The 14,062-nt window shown below is 69.3% G+C and carries 16 protein-coding genes and 1 tRNA gene; 10 read left to right on the top strand and 7 right to left on the bottom strand.

Features of this window, described 5'->3' with window-relative positions; genetic code table 11:
* Positions 1 to 131: 131 nt before the first annotated feature.
* From EPL03_RS01260 to EPL03_RS01250, 3 genes are all read left to right on the top strand, one after another.
* Positions 132 to 1,526, top strand: a complete 1,395-nt coding sequence (locus EPL03_RS01260) for a signal recognition particle protein Srp54 (RefSeq protein WP_135827523.1) — start codon at positions 132 to 134, stop codon at positions 1,524 to 1,526.
* A 115-nt stretch (positions 1,527 to 1,641) separates the two neighbouring features.
* Positions 1,642 to 2,220: a magnesium transporter gene (locus EPL03_RS01255; RefSeq protein ID WP_135827522.1), complete on the top strand. Its 579-nt coding sequence runs from the start codon at positions 1,642 to 1,644 to the stop codon at positions 2,218 to 2,220.
* Positions 2,221 to 2,778 (top strand): magnesium transporter, encoded by a 558-nt coding sequence (locus tag EPL03_RS01250; protein ID WP_135827521.1) that lies wholly within the window; start codon positions 2,221 to 2,223, stop codon positions 2,776 to 2,778.
* A 40-nt stretch (positions 2,779 to 2,818) separates the two neighbouring features.
* On the opposite strand, the gene EPL03_RS01245 is transcribed toward EPL03_RS01250, so the two are convergent.
* Positions 2,819 to 3,238 carry an RNA-binding domain-containing protein gene (locus EPL03_RS01245; protein ID WP_135827520.1) on the bottom strand — a complete coding sequence of 140 codons (420 nt, stop codon included), beginning with the start codon at positions 3,236 to 3,238 and terminating at the stop codon, positions 2,819 to 2,821.
* A 10-nt stretch (positions 3,239 to 3,248) separates the two neighbouring features.
* Positions 3,249 to 3,824, bottom strand: coding sequence for an AAA family ATPase (locus EPL03_RS01240; protein WP_135827519.1), 576 nt, complete (start codon positions 3,822 to 3,824; stop codon positions 3,249 to 3,251).
* A 263-nt stretch (positions 3,825 to 4,087) separates the two neighbouring features.
* On the opposite strand from EPL03_RS01240, the gene EPL03_RS01235 reads away from it, so the two are divergent.
* Positions 4,088 to 4,162: transfer RNA gene (locus tag EPL03_RS01235), tRNA-Arg, on the top strand.
* Between the two features lie 203 nt (positions 4,163 to 4,365).
* On the top strand, positions 4,366 to 4,545 hold the full coding sequence (locus tag EPL03_RS01230; protein WP_135827518.1) for a hypothetical protein: 180 nt from the start codon (positions 4,366 to 4,368) through the stop codon (positions 4,543 to 4,545).
* Between the two features lie 8 nt (positions 4,546 to 4,553).
* Here EPL03_RS01230 and EPL03_RS19700 read toward each other — a convergent pair whose 3' ends face one another.
* Both EPL03_RS19700 and EPL03_RS01225 read right to left on the bottom strand, forming a co-directional pair.
* Complete coding sequence (locus EPL03_RS19700; RefSeq protein WP_168216146.1) at positions 4,554 to 4,703, bottom strand: hypothetical protein; 150 nt, start codon at positions 4,701 to 4,703, stop codon at positions 4,554 to 4,556.
* Positions 4,704 to 5,072: 369 nt separating this feature from the next.
* Complete coding sequence (locus EPL03_RS01225; protein ID WP_135827517.1) at positions 5,073 to 6,155, bottom strand: aminopeptidase; 1,083 nt, start codon at positions 6,153 to 6,155, stop codon at positions 5,073 to 5,075.
* Positions 6,156 to 6,277: 122 nt separating this feature from the next.
* On the opposite strand from EPL03_RS01225, the gene EPL03_RS01220 reads away from it, so the two are divergent.
* Positions 6,278 to 7,300 (top strand): threonine aldolase family protein, encoded by a 1,023-nt coding sequence (locus EPL03_RS01220; RefSeq protein WP_135827516.1) that lies wholly within the window; start codon positions 6,278 to 6,280, stop codon positions 7,298 to 7,300.
* 8 nt (positions 7,301 to 7,308) lie between these two features.
* On the opposite strand, the gene EPL03_RS20585 is transcribed toward EPL03_RS01220, so the two are convergent.
* Positions 7,309 to 7,443, bottom strand: coding sequence for a DUF7859 family protein (locus EPL03_RS20585; RefSeq protein ID WP_280178808.1), 135 nt, complete (start codon positions 7,441 to 7,443; stop codon positions 7,309 to 7,311).
* 113 nt (positions 7,444 to 7,556) lie between these two features.
* Between EPL03_RS20585 and EPL03_RS01215 the strand changes: the two genes are divergently transcribed.
* Positions 7,557 to 8,213, top strand: coding sequence for an ArsR/SmtB family transcription factor (locus EPL03_RS01215; RefSeq protein WP_135827515.1), 657 nt, complete (start codon positions 7,557 to 7,559; stop codon positions 8,211 to 8,213).
* 359 nt (positions 8,214 to 8,572) lie between these two features.
* On the opposite strand, the gene EPL03_RS01210 is transcribed toward EPL03_RS01215, so the two are convergent.
* Positions 8,573 to 9,097 (bottom strand): metallophosphoesterase, encoded by a 525-nt coding sequence (locus EPL03_RS01210; protein WP_135827514.1) that lies wholly within the window; start codon positions 9,095 to 9,097, stop codon positions 8,573 to 8,575.
* Between the two features lie 121 nt (positions 9,098 to 9,218).
* Between EPL03_RS01210 and EPL03_RS01205 the strand changes: the two genes are divergently transcribed.
* The 3 genes from EPL03_RS01205 to EPL03_RS01195 all read left to right on the top strand — a co-directional run bounded on the left by EPL03_RS01205 (position 9,219) and on the right by EPL03_RS01195 (position 13,369).
* On the top strand, positions 9,219 to 10,196 hold the full coding sequence (locus tag EPL03_RS01205; protein WP_135827513.1) for a cation diffusion facilitator family transporter: 978 nt from the start codon (positions 9,219 to 9,221) through the stop codon (positions 10,194 to 10,196).
* A 93-nt stretch (positions 10,197 to 10,289) separates the two neighbouring features.
* Positions 10,290 to 12,482: an ATP-dependent DNA helicase gene (locus EPL03_RS01200; protein ID WP_135827512.1), complete on the top strand. Its 2,193-nt coding sequence runs from the start codon at positions 10,290 to 10,292 to the stop codon at positions 12,480 to 12,482.
* Between the two features lie 71 nt (positions 12,483 to 12,553).
* Entirely contained in the window at positions 12,554 to 13,369 is an 816-nt protein-coding gene (locus EPL03_RS01195; protein ID WP_168216157.1) for a mechanosensitive ion channel family protein, read from the top strand.
* A gap of 24 nt (positions 13,370 to 13,393) precedes the next feature.
* On the opposite strand, the gene EPL03_RS01190 is transcribed toward EPL03_RS01195, so the two are convergent.
* Positions 13,394 to 14,038 carry a helix-turn-helix domain-containing protein gene (locus EPL03_RS01190; protein WP_135827510.1) on the bottom strand — a complete coding sequence of 215 codons (645 nt, stop codon included), beginning with the start codon at positions 14,036 to 14,038 and terminating at the stop codon, positions 13,394 to 13,396.
* Between the last annotated feature and the right edge of the window lie 24 nt (positions 14,039 to 14,062).

The following is a 14,062-nucleotide window of genomic DNA, read 5'->3' as shown; positions in this document are numbered from 1 at the left end:
CTGGTCACTCGTACGCGACGCATACGGGGGCGAGTGCGAGCCGGTCGACGCCATCGGTGGCTCGACGGCCGGACCTGACCTGTACGGTAGAAAAAGCCTTTAACGCCCACGCGGCCTACCCTACGACAACGATGGTACTCGACGATCTCGGGAGTTCCCTCCGCGACTCTCTCGGCGAACTCAGCGGGCAGTCCCGCGTGACCGAGGCGGACGTGAAGGACATCGTCAAGGAGATTCAGCGGTCGCTCCTGCAGGCCGACGTCGAAGTCAGCCTCGTGATGGACCTCTCGGACTCCATCGAGGAGCGGGCGCTCGAAGAAGAGCCGCCCGGCGGCACCTCGGCACGCGACCACGTCCTCAGCATCGTCTACGAGGAGATGGTCGACCTCGTGGGCGACAGCACCGAGATTCCGCTCGAAGGACAGACCATCCTGCTCGCGGGGTTGCAGGGGTCCGGGAAGACCACCAGCGCGGCCAAGATGGCGTGGTGGTTCTCCAAGAAGGGCCTGCGGCCAGCCGTGATTCAGACCGACACCTTCCGGCCCGGCGCGTACGACCAGGCCGAGGAGATGGCCGAGCGCGCCGAGGTGGACTTCTACGGCGACCCCGACGCCGACGACCCGGTCCAGATCGCCCGCGACGGCCTCGACGCCACCAGCGACGCCGACGTCCACATCGTCGACACCGCCGGGCGACACGCGCTCGAAGACGACCTCATCGCCGAGATCGAGGAGATAGAGCGCGCGGTCGACCCCGACCGCAACCTGCTCGTGCTCGACGCCGCCATCGGGCAGGGCGCGAAAGACCAGGCCCGCCAGTTCGACGACGCCATCGGCATCGAGGGCGTCGTCGTCACGAAGCTCGACGGCACCGCGAAAGGTGGCGGCGCGCTGACCGCCGTCAACGAGACCGACTCCTCGATCGCGTTCCTCGGCACCGGCGAGACGGTCGAGGACGTCGAGCGCTTCGAGCCCTCGGGGTTCATCTCCCGGCTGCTCGGGATGGGCGACCTCAAGCAGTTGACCGAGCGCGTCGAGCGCGCCATGGAGGAGACCCAGGAAGACGACGGCGACTGGGACCCCGAGGACATGCTGAAAGGCGAGTTCACCCTGAAGGACATGCGTCGCCAGATGCAGGCGATGAACAACATGGGGCCGCTCGACCAGGTGATGGACATGATTCCGGGCATGGGCGGCGGCCTGATGGACGAACTCCCCGACGACGCCATGGACGTGACACAGGACCGGATGCGCTCGTTCGAGGTCATCATGGACTCGATGACCGACGCGGAACTGGAGAATCCGCGCGCCATCGGCGCGAGCCAGGTCGAGCGCATCGCCCGCGGCAGCGGGACGGACGCCGACCGGGTGCGGGAACTCCTCGAACAGCACAAGATGATGTCCCAGACCCTCAAGCAGTTCCAGGGGATGGGACAGGGGAACATGGAGCGCATGATGAAGAAGATGCAAAACCAGGGCGGCGGCGGTGGCGGCGGGATGGGCGGACTCGGACCGTTCGGTGACTGACGACCCTCTCGGAGTCGACCACGGGTCGCCCGCGCGGGCTGTCGTCGGGCGGCTCCGAAATGCCAACGACGGCCACACCCGCTTTTTTCACGCGGCGCCGAGACGTGTTCGGTAGATGTCCGCCCGCGACGTCGCCGAGCGAGCCTACCGGGAGGCCCTGCCGGTGCTGGCAGTCAGCGCCGTCGGCGGGCTGTTCGCCGGCCTGGTGTTGGGCGGGATGCGCTCGGACCTGCGGACGGTCTCGGGGCTGCTGGTGCTGGTTCCGGCACTGCTCGCGACCCGGGGGAACGTCTACGGCGCGATGGGCGCGAAGCTCTCGACCGGGCTCCATCAGGGGCTGGTCGAACCCACGCTGGTTCCCGACGACCGGCGCGTGTACGCCGCGGTCGCGGCCGCGATGCTCAACGGCGTCGCCATCAGCGCGTTCGCCGCCGCGGTGACCTACGGCGTCCTCGTCGCGGTCGGCCGACCCAGCGCCTCGCTGGGCGCGCTGGTCGCCATCGCGCTGGTTGCGGGGCTGCTGTCCGGCGTTGCGCTCACGGTCGCGGTGGTCGCGGTCGCGTTCGCGGGGTATCGCCGGGGGCTCAACCCCGACACGCTGGTCGGGCCGGTCGTCACCACGACCGGCGACGTGTTCGGGATGGCCGCCCTGCTGGCCGCAGTGCGACTCGTCGTCGGGCTCGGAGGTGGGTAGGTGGGGACGACGTGGTCGGTCCGGGGCATCACGCGCGCGATGCTCCCGCTGCTGGTGGTGCTCGCGGTCGTCGAGGTCGGAAGCGGGCTCGTCCTCGACACCTTCGAGGAGTACCTGCTCCGGTACCCCTCGTTGCTGGTGCTCGTGCCGGTGATGATCGGCACCGCGGGCAACCTCGGGAGCATCCTCGCGGCGCGGCTCTCGACCGCCTTCCACCTCGGCACGCTGTCGTTCGACGCCCGCGACGACGAGCTGGTCGGGAACGCGGTCGCCACGGTCGGGCTCGCGGCCACGGTCTTCCCGCTGGTCGGGGCGAGCGCGTGGTTGCTCTCGCTGGCGACCGGCGGGACGGCGCTTCCGGCCCGAACCGTGGTCGCGGTCGCGACGCTCTCGGGGCTCGTACTGGCCGCGCTCGCGGTCGCCGTGACGTTCGCGGCGACCTACGCAGCCTACCGGCTCGAACTCGACCCCGACGACGTGGTGATTCCGGTGGTGACCAACGTCTGCGACGTGCTGGGCGTGGTGGTGCTGTTCGGCGTCGTGCGGGTGCTGGTGTGAGCCCGCCATCGCGGGCCCAACCGGACAGCGACCCGGCCCGCTACGAGTCGGCGTCGTCCGTGACGGGCGTGCCCTCCTCGGTCGGCGGGGCGACGTGGTCGACGAACGCCTCGACGCTCGGCTCCTCGACCCGGACCCGGACGTGGAGGTCGCCGAGCTCGTCGGGGTTGCCCACCGCGAAGTTGACGACGCCCTCGAAGGCGGCCTGCTTCTTCAGGTCGAACGAGACGGTGTCGCCGCGACGGTTCGCGAAGAACTCCGAGCGCGCGGTGTCGAGTATCTCCCGGCGATGGAGCAGTTCCGAGAAGTGGTCGAGCGAGTGGACCTCGGCGACGACCTCGCCGTGGCGCTGTTCGGGGTCCGCACCGGGGAAGACGTTCTCGACGGCGGCGGCCACCCGGTCGGCGAGCTCGGTGTCGTTGACGGGCGCGGTGATCTGGACGTCGATGCTGTAAATCATAGCTGTGGAGTCACGCTTGTCGCTCGGCGGTCCGTTCGAGTCCCTCGACGCCCTCGGTCAGGAGCGCGCGTATCTTGGCGTGGAACGACTCCAGCGAGCCGGTGTTGTCGACGGTCACGTCGGCCCGCGCGATGGCCTCGTCCATGCCGAACCCGCGCTCGCGCTCGTCGCGCTCGCGCAGCGACTCGCCGCCGTCGGTGTCGTCGCGGCCGCGCTCGGTCACGCGCTCGGCCCGGACCTCGAAGGGAGCCGCGACGTTGACCAGCGTGAACGCGTCGCCGAACGCCGACTCGAAGCGCTCGACCTCGACGCCCGACCGGATGCCGTCGACCAGCACGGCGTCGCTGTCGTCGAGCGCGTCCTCGACGATGGGGAGCGAGCGCTGGGCGATGGCGTCCGGGCCGTTCTCCTCCCGGAGCGCGGCGGCGATCGTGCCGTGGTGCTCGGCCGGGTCGAGGCCGCGCTCGCGACACTCCTGTCGGATCACGTCGCCCATGGTCACGACGGGGACGCCGAGGTCCTCGGCCACCGAGGCGGCCTCGCCCTTGCCGCTTCCCGGTAGCCCCACGGTTCCGATGACCTTCATCGGGTCTGGATAGTGTCGAAGTCCGCTTAAGTACTGCGTTCCGTTCGGGGTGCTCGCTTCGTCTCCGAGCGAGCGCGTGGTTCCGGGCCGGCACGCGCTGACGGCGGTGCGGTCTCGGCGCGGCTCACGCGGAAGCCATCGTCTTCGGCCGCTCTACGCCGAATTCCGCTGCGACGGACCGGTCGAATCGGATTCCTGCCGGTGGAATCGCGCCTCTACGAATCCTAAGGCCTTTTGTCGAAGCGAAACCAACGAATCCGTGAGGGCACGTAGCTCAGTCCGGAGAGAGCGTCGGACTTCTAATCCGATGGCCGTGGGTTCGAATCCCATCGTGCCCGTGAACGACCGTCGCGAGCGACCGACTCGCAGGGATTCGAACCCTGCAAGTCCCGGCCCCGGAACGGCCGCAGGCCCGGACCGTTTGCTCCGGGTCGAATCTCATCGTGCCAGTGCGGTGCGAAGCGGCCCATCGTCGACGAGGAGGGCCGGCCCGTCACGCCGAAGCGGAAAACTTACCCCACGGTCGCGGGACGCCCCGAGCGTGTCCAGCCCTCCATCCACCGACGCCGAGTTCCGGTACAGCACCGCGACCCTCGACTGGGCGCGGGACGAACACGCGACGCTCGACGAGTGGCCGACGCGACGCGCGACCCCCCACCGAGTCCGGGCCGAACGCCTGACGCGGTCGCTCCGCTCGCTTCTCGACCGACTCCGAACCTGAGCGCGACCTCAGAACAGGTCGCCGACGTCGTTGATGTCGGACCGGCAGAACGGACACCGGTAGTTGGTCTGGAAGTCGTTGCGCTGGGCGACGGTTCGCGTTTCGAGTTCGTGCATCGCGATGCTGCGACCGCAATCGGGACACGAGACCTTCGTCACGGGAAATCAATCTATGGCCCAAATACTTAAATTCTAAGGTGAGCGCGAGGGAGAAGCGTTACGGCCGGTTCGTCGCCTCGCCGTCCCGCGAGGACCGCTCTCGACCGACGGAACGACGGAAGCCTCCGGGTTCCCGGCCGCCGCAGCGCGGAACGCGTATCCGGGCAATCGGCGCTCTCGACGGAGCCGACGCGGTTGCCGACTCGACGCGCGTTTTCACCGGACAGAAGTGATTGGAATAATGTCCCGTGACGGGAGCGAGCGACCGCCGCGGTTCCCCGGGGAAATCGGGCGCTCGGTCCTCGAAGCCGTCCGCCGCGGTCGCCACGCTCCCCGCTCCAGCTCGGGGCTCGTCTCACGCCGGCCTCGCTACTCCTCGAACCGGAAGGTGCCGTTGCGCTGGACGATTTCGCCGTCGACCTCGATGAACGAGTCCTCGCTCATGTCTACGATCATGTCGACGTGGACCGCACTCTCGTTGCCCGTCTCGCCCTCGGGCAGACACGCCTCGTAGGCCATCCCGACCGCGAGGTGGACCGTGTCGCCCATCTTCTCGTCGAACAGCATGTTGTAGGTGAACCGGTCGATGTCGCGGTTCATCCCGATGCCGAGTTCGCCGAGGCGGCGCGCGCCCTCGTCGGTGTTCAGCACCTCGGTCAGCACGTCCTCGTTCTTGGTCGCGCTGTGGTCGACCACCTCGCCGCCCTCGAATCGGAGGTAGGCGTCTTCGACCTCGTGGCCCTGATGGACCAGCGGTTTGTCGAACAGCACCTCGCCCTCGACCGAGTCGGCGACCGGCGCGGTGAACACCTCGCCGCCGGGGAGGTTGTTGCCGGCGTCGTCGTTGATAGTGGTCATCCCCGCGACGCTCATCCGGAGGTCGGTGGTGTCGCCCGAGACGATGTGGACCTCCTCGCCGGCGTCGAGTATCTCGACCATCTGTTGCTGGTGGTCCCGCTGGGCGGCCCAGTCCTTGTCGATGGCCGACCAGACGAATTCCTCGTACTCGTCGGTGCTCATCTCGGCGTTCTGGGCGTCGGCGGGCGCGGGGTACTGGGTGAGCACCCACCGCGAGTCGAGTATCTCCTCGCGGACGGGCTGGCTGACCTTCCGGAAGGTCGACATCGTCTCGCTCGGCACGCCGCTCATCTCGGCGACGTTGTCGTGGGCGCGAACGTGAATCCACACGTCGGCCGCCTCCGCGAGCGCGAGTTCGTGTTCGGGCAGTTCGAGTTCCTCGGGGTCGGCCGCGCCGAGGAACGCCGCGCGGGTCCGGTCCATGCGGAACGAGACGTGGAAGGGGTTCGCGCCGCGCTCGGCGATTTCCTCACAGAGCGCGAGCGTCAGGTCCTCGGCCACGGACGGCGCGCTGACGACCACGTCGTCGCCGGCCTCGACCTCGGTGGAGTGGTCGACGACGGTCTCGGCGTGATTTCGGATTCGAGGGTCCATGTCGACGACTCGACGCGAGAGGCGCAAACCGCTTTCGGTCTCCGGCCCTCCGATCGCGGGACCGTGCCAGCAGACTCGCCGCCATCGCGGGGTATTTGGCGTCCCACCGGTAAGAGCCGACCATGATAGACCTGCGGAGCGACACCGTCACGAAGCCCGACGACGCCATGCGCGAGGCCGCCCGCGACGCCGAGGTGGGCGACGACGTGTACGGCGAGGACCCGACCGTCAACGAGTTGGAGGCCCGCGCGGCCGACCTCGTGGGGTTCGAGGACGCCCTCTACGTCCCGACCGGGACGATGGGCAATCAGGTCGCGGTCCGGACCCACACCGAGCGCGGCCAGGAGGTGCTGAGCGAGCGCGAGAGCCACGTCGTCAAGTGGGAACTCGGCGGGATGGCCCAGCTCTCGGGCCTCCAGCTCCGGAGCCTCGACGGCGGCGAGCGCGGGGTGCCGACGCCCGAGCAGGTCCGGGAGGGCTACGTCGAGGAGGACGCCCACCGACCCGGAACGGGGCTGCTGACCCTCGAAAACACACACAACAGCAAGGGCGGTATCGCCATCGACCCCGGGAAAATCGACGCCGCCGCCGAGGCGGCCCACGACCACGGCGTCCCGGTCCACCTCGACGGCGCGCGGGTGTGCAACGCGGCCGTGGCGCTCGACGTCCCGCCGGCGCGCATCGCCGAGAGCGTCGACTCGGTGATGTTCTGTCTCTCGAAGGGGCTGGGCGCGCCCGTCGGCTCGATGCTGGCCGGCAGCGAGGCGTTCGTCGCACGGGCGCGGCGCAACCGCAAGCTGTTCGGTGGCGGGATGCGACAGGCCGGGGTAATCGCCGCGCCCGGCCTCGCGGCGCTCGACAACGTCGACCGACTGGCCGACGACCACGAGAACGCCCGCGTGCTGGCCGAGCGACTCGCCGGCATCGACGGCCTCGACGTGCAGGAACCCGAGACCAACATCGTCCTCGTGGACACCGAGCGCACTGGGCTGACCGCCGAGGCGTTCCTCGACGACTGCGAGGACGCGGGCGTCCTCGGCACCCAGTTCGACACCCACGTCGCGCGCTTTTGCACCCACTGGGACGTGGACCGCGAGGATGTCGAGACGGCGGCCGAGCGCGTGGGCGAGGCGCTCGACGCGTAGCGCGTCGACTACCGGTCGCCGTTCTGCATCCCCTCGCGGAAGCCCGTCACGGTCCGCCGGATGAACAGGTACATGAACAGCACGAAGCCGAGTAGAACCACGACGAACCCGACGACCAGGGGATTGTTGTAGACGAACTCCATGTGCGTCACATTCAGTTGGCCGAACAAATCGGTTTCGACGCTCGCGCGCCCGAGTCCGCCGATTCGCGCGACCGGGAGCAACGTTCAAGGGCGGACGGCGACAACCCCGACCCATGGCTGACCTCCTGCCCTCCTCCGCCGACGCGTCGGCCTCGGAGTCGGCCGAGCCCCGCGTGGTCGGCGTCGACAGCGAGGACGCCGACGACCTGCTGGGCGCGCTCTCGCCGGCGACCGCCCGCGAACTGCTGGCCGCCCTCCACGACGAACCATCGACGCCCTCCGACCTCGCCGAGACCGTCGACACCTCGCTCCAGAACGCCCAGCACCACCTCGGCAAGCTCGAAGACGCCGACGTCATCGAGGCGGCCGACACGGTCTACTCGGAGAAGGGCCGCGAGATGACGGTGTACGCGCCCGCCGACCGGCCGCTCGTGGTGTTCGCGGGCGGCGAGGACGACACCACGGGGCTGAAGGACGCGCTCTCGCGGCTCGCCGGCGCGGTCGGCGCGCTGGCGCTGCTGAGCCTCGCGGTCCAGCAGGCGTTCGGCGACGGCGTCGGGGCGCTGTTCGAGGGCGGACCGCTCGGCGGAGCCGGCGACGCGGCCGAGACCACCGGCGGCGACGCGACGCTCTACTCGGCGGACGCGGTCCAGCAGGGAGCCGAGACGGCCGCCTCGACGATTCCGCCCGGCGTGCTGTTCTTCGCGGGCGGCGCGCTCGTCCTCGCGCTCGGGTTCGCGTGGTGGTACTACGCGAACCGCGAGTCGTAACTGTCTATAACAACCCGTAGCGCGCCCCTATCCGTCGTTTCGAGCTTCGGCGTCGGTAACTAAAACGAGTCTTTGAGCTTACGGGAGCTATTTGGGAGGTCGGGTCGTAGGCAGAGGTGTACCGCCCCGCTTCGGCCCTCCCGGTCGCGCCGCGTCGGTCGAACCGCGACCCCGCTGCCGGCCGTACCGCGCCGCCGTCGGACCTCCCACCGCCGGCGACGCGCCCTGCCCGAATCACTGTCGACCGTGCCACCGCAGTCGCCCGGTCCCCACCACCCTCCCGGCGGGGCGGCACACCATGTCGGTTTCTCGCCGACCGTCACCTCCTTCGACAGCGACCGGTTCGCCGGATTCGACCCTCAGCGAATCTCGAACGCTTCGAGGACGCTCCCGTCCCGGTGGCGGATTTCACCCGTCAGTCGACCGTCGCCCTCCGCGTCGCCGCCTCGGGGCCTGAGTTCCGCGTGGGTCGGCCGGCCACCGCGCGGGTCGGCGTGACTGCCGGGGTTGAGCAGGACGACGTCCTCGCCGTGGCTGACCGCGTGACGGTGCGAGTGGCCGAACACCACCGCGTCGGCGGCCTGCTGACGGCCCAAAAGCGACAGCGCGGTCGCCGACTGGCCGTCGCCGTGGGTCAGCACGAATCGCACGCCGGCGACCTCGACCGTTCGCTCGGGCGGCAATCGGTCGCACACCCCCGGCGTGGCGTTGTTGCCGTGGACCGCGTACAGTCGCTCGCAGACCTCGCGGAAGGCGTCGAGGGCCGCCTCGTTCGTGAAGTCGCCGGCGTGGACGACGGCGTCGGCCGCCTCGACGGCCTCCCGCGCGCGGCCCTCCAGTTCGTGCCCCGACGTGCTGTGGGTGTCCGAGAGGACGGTTATCATCGCGCGGAAGTAGGCGGGCCACCTCCCTGAGCGTTTCCGTCCGACGGCGGGCGTCCCGACGCCCCGGGGCCGCGTTCGCCGGCGGCCACTTTCTTATCCGATGGCCGAGAACGAGGGCACGATGGCTGAAAGCAAGTCGGTCGTCATGGCGGCGCTGGTCGCGAACGGCGCGATAGCCGTGCTGAAGTTCGGCGGCTTCCTGCTGACGGGGAGTCCGGCGATGCTCTCGGAGACGTACCACTCCATCTCGGACACGGGCAATCAGGTGTTCTTGCTCATCGGCATCCGGTACAGCAACCGGGAGGCGAGTCGCGGCCACCCGTTCGGCTACGGGAAGGCGCAGTTCTTCTACAGCTTCCTCGTGAGCGTCCTCCTCTTTGGCATCGCTGGGTGGGAGAGCGCCAAGCACGGCTACGACGCCATCATGCATCCCGGCCACGGCGGCGGCACGCCGGTCGAACTGCTCGGCTTCGGCCCCTTCGACCCGGTGTACGTCAACTACGCCGTGCTGCTGGGGGCCATCGCGTTCGAGACCTACGCGCTCAGGAAGGCGTGGGCCGGGATGAAGGCCGACATCGAGCAGCACGAGTGGAGCGGCCTCCGCGAGGCGTTCCGGAAGACCAGCAACGTGACCACGCTGACCGCGTTCACCGAGGACACCATCGCGCTGGTCGGTGCGGGGCTCGCGCTGGCCGGGGTGTACCTCACCCGAGTCACGGGCAACTACATCTACGACGCCGTCTCCGCGCTGCTCATCGGCATCATGCTGATGGGCTTCGCGCTCGCGCTGGCGTGGGAGAACAAGCGCCTGCTGCTTGGCGAGAGCCTGCCGAAGGACGAGGAGCAGAAGCTCCGGACCATCGTCGAGGAGTGGGACGGCGTCGGCCGAATCGTCGACTTCCGGACGGTCTACTTCGGCCCCGAGCAGGTGATGCTCACCGCCGACGTCGCCTTCGAGAACGGCCTCGACACGGCCGGGATGGACGACCGCATCACCGCCATCGAGGACGCCCTGCGCGAGGCCAACCCGAGCGTGAATCGGGTGTACGTCGAACCGGAGGCGCGGGAGTTGAGCAGGACCGGAGGGACGGCGGAGTAACCGCGACCGACAGCCTGTCGGAGAAGAGGCCTTCAGTCCGACACTTCCACTCGCAAGCGAGCTTTTAAACCCGAAGCCGAGCAAACCCCGGCCGTGGCAGAGACCGACGACTACATGCGGTTTTTCCCCTACGAGGAGCCGTATGCCAACCAGCGGGAGGCGATGGACCGCATCTACAACGCCTTCTCGCGCGGGCAGGACGTGCTCTTCGAGGGGGCCTGCGGCACGGGCAAGACGCTGTCGTCGCTCGTGCCCGCGCTGGAGTACGCCCGCGAGGAGGACAAGACGGTCGTCATCACGACCAACGTCCACCAGCAGATGCGCCAGTTCGTCGCGGACGCCCGCGCTATCACCGAGAACGAACCCATCCGAGCGGTCGTCTTCCGGGGGAAGGGGTCGATGTGCCACATCGACGTGGGGTTCGAGGAGTGCCAGGTGTTGCGGGACAACACCTACGAGGTGGTCGACGCCGAGCGCGAGGAGCGCGAGCTCGAAGCCCGACAGGAGGAACTGCTGGAGCAGGCCCAGGACGGCGACGAGCAGGCCGCAGAGGCACGGAGCACGGTGATGGACGAACTGGAGGCCGTCGAACAGCGCGTCGAGGACCTCGGCGAGCAGAACACCTGCGACTACTACTACAACAACCTCGTCGGCGACAACGAGGAGTTCTACTCGTGGTTGTACGACGACGTGCGCACGCCCGACGACGTCTACGAGTACGCCGAGCGACAGCACCTCTGCGGGTACGAGCTTTTGAAGGACGGGATGGAGGGCGTCGACCTCGTCGTGTGCAACTACCACCACCTGCTCGACCCGACCATCCGCGAGCAGTTCTTCCGGTGGCTCGGCAGGGACCCCGAGGACGTGGTCACCATCTTCGACGAGGCCCACAACGTCGAGGACACCGCCCGCGAGCACGCCACCCGGACCCTGACCGAGAACACGCTGGATTCGGCGCTCGACGAGCTACAGGACAGCGACGACGCCCGGAGCGAACCCGCCTACAACGTCGTCTCGGCGTTCCGCGCGGCCGTAGAGGAGGTCTACGAGGACAGCTTCGGATTCGGCGACCGCGAGCAGGTCGGGGACGCGTGGGAGGACGTCTCCATCACCAACGAGGGCAAGCGCGACGACCTCACCCTGGCGTTCCTCCAACAGTACACCGGCAAGGGCATCGACACCGAACTCGACCTTGCGGTCCACCTCGGTCGCGAGTTAGACGAGGAGTACGAGGAGGCGTACAGGAACGGCGAGACCACGACCCGCGAGGAGTGCCAGACCCTGCAGGTCGCGACGTTCGTCCGGGACTTCATGGACGGGAGTACCGAACTCGGCCAGTATCCGGTGGTGTCCGTCCGGCGCGACGAGGCCACCGACGAGGTGTACGGCCGGGCCGAACTGTACACCTGCATCCCGCGCGAGGTGACGGCCGACCTGTTCTCGGAGGTGTACGCCACGGTGCTGATGAGCGCGACCCTCCGGCCGTTCGACGTCATCGGCGACGTGCTGGGCCTCGAAGACCCGGTCGAGATGGCCTACGGCCTCCAGTTCCCCGAGGACAACCGCCGGACGTTCGCGGTCGAGTCGCCCGCGCTGTTCGCCAGCGAGCGCGACGACCCCGAGACCCAGGCGGTCGTCGCGGGCGTCCTCCGCGACGCCGTCGAGTTCACGGCCGGCAACGCCCTCCTCTTCTTCCCGAGTTACGCCGAGGCCGAGCGCTACCACGAGCGACTCGACCGAGAGACCGACGGCGACCCCGACGCCACGCTCTACCTCGACGAACCCGGCACCTCCGTCGAGGAGTTGCGCCAGCAGTTCGTTGCCGACGACGACGCCGCGCTGTTCACCTCCCTGTGGGGCACCCTCGCGGAGGGCGTCAGCTTCGACGGCGACGACGCCCGCACGGTGGTCGTGGTGGGCGTACCCTACCCCCACCTCGACGACCGGATGGACGCGGTCCAGGACGCCTACGACCGGGCGTTCGCCGACCGGTCCGGACGCGACTCCGGGTGGGAGTACGCCGTCGAGATTCCGACCATCCGGAAGACGCGGCAGGCGCTCGGCCGGGTCATCCGCTCGCCCGAGGACTTCGGGGTCCGGGCGCTGGTCGACAGACGCTACACCGAGGCGGGCGAACGCGAGATGGGCAAGTACAGCGTGCGCGGGACGTTCCCGGCCGAGGAGCGCGACGAGATGGTCGACATCGACCCGACGAAGCTGAAGTTCGCCATGCTCAACTTCTTCACCGACAACGACGCGTGGGACGGCGACGCCCCGACGCCGTGAGGAACGGGTCGACCGGAAACTCCGAGTCGGCCGGAATCTTGAGGGCCGGCCGCGCCGTGGATTGCCTGACAGTGCGAACCCCTCCGCAAGTCGACCTGTCGGACGTGCCGGTGGACGGCTACCTCGCGGTGCTCTGGGACGTCGGGGTCTTCCTCGTCACGTTCGCGGCGGTGTACGCCGTGGGGCGGCGGGTCGTCGTCCCGCTGGCCGAGCGCGCGCTGAGCACCCGCCGGATTCAGGAGACGGTCGCGAGCGCGGTCGTGAAGCTGGTCCACGTCGCGGTAGCGGTGGCGGCGCTCCGGGTCGCGCTCGACGCCGCCGACTACGGCCACCTGCTCTCGATTCCGCCGACGGTCGTGGCCGCGCTCACGGTCGCGGTCGGGTTCGCCAGTCGGGACATCGCGTCGAACCTCGTCGGCGGCGTGTTCATCGTCACCGACCCGGAGTTCAACATCGGCGACTGGATACGCTGGCAGGACGAGGAGGGCGTCATCGAGGACGTCAGCTTCCGCGTGACCCGCGTCCGGACGTTCGACAACGAACTGCTGACGGTGCCCAACTCCCAGCTGGCGACCAGCGCGGTGGTCAACGCGGTCGCGAAGTCGCCGCGCCGGCTCTCGCACACCTTCCACGTCGACGACGACGAGGACCTCGGCGAGGTGGCCGCCCTGCTCGTGGCAGCCGCGAAGGGCCACGACGACGTGCTCGACCGACCCTCGCCGACGGTCCGCGTGGTCGAACTCGACGACGGCCGGGCCGGCGTGCAGGCCCGCTACTGGATAGACCGCCCCTCGCGGGAAGCGTTCGTGACGATCCGGTCGGAGTACCTCGAAGCCGTCAGCGCGCGATTCCGGGACGCCGGAATCGACCTGCCGCAGAACTGGTAGTCAGGGCGTCGGCCCGGACGGCGGTCACAGCGCGTCCGCGAACGACCCGAGGAGCTTGTTCTCGGCCCGCCGGAGGTGTTCCTCGACCGTACGGCGTTCGACGCCCAGCTCGTCGGCGAGTTCGGCGGTCGTCGTCTCGCGCGGAATCCGGTAGTAGCCCGACTCGACGGCGGCCAGCAGGGCGTCGCGCTGGCGCGTCGAGAGGTCCGGGAGCGCCGAGTCGAGGGTCAGCAGGGGTCGGTCGGCCCGGACCGACGCCACCTCGCGCTTCGAGTCCACGACGACGGGGAACTCGGCCGCCACGTCGCGGTAGAACGCGGTCAGGTTCGCCGGGTCCAGCGCCAGCACGCGACACCACTTGCGGCCCTCGGAGTATCGGAGCGGCGGGACGAGCAGGCAGTCGTGGGCCGCGAGCGTGGTCTCGATGGCGTCGCCCTCGCTCGCTTTCAGGCACGCCTCGGTGATGAGCAGCCGCTCGTCGCCCTCCGCGATGCGCTCGCGGACGCCGACCGCGTCCTCGACGTGCGCGACGACCGCCTCGCCGCCCTCGCCCCCGACGTGCAGGAGGTCGCAGTGGTCGTTACACCAGAGTTCGACCGTCGTGTCGGTGCCTGCGGTCGCCGCCGCGTACGCGCCGGGGTGTTCGATTCCCAGAACCGCTTCGTGCATCGCATCGGGTTCCGGGGCGATAGC

It is taken from the genome of Halorussus halobius (assembly GCF_004765805.1).
GTDB classification, from domain to species: Archaea; Halobacteriota; Halobacteria; order Halobacteriales; family Haladaptataceae; genus Halorussus; species Halorussus halobius.
The sequence above is the reverse complement of the archived record's forward strand: the minus strand, read 5'-3'. Positions and strand labels throughout refer to the sequence as shown.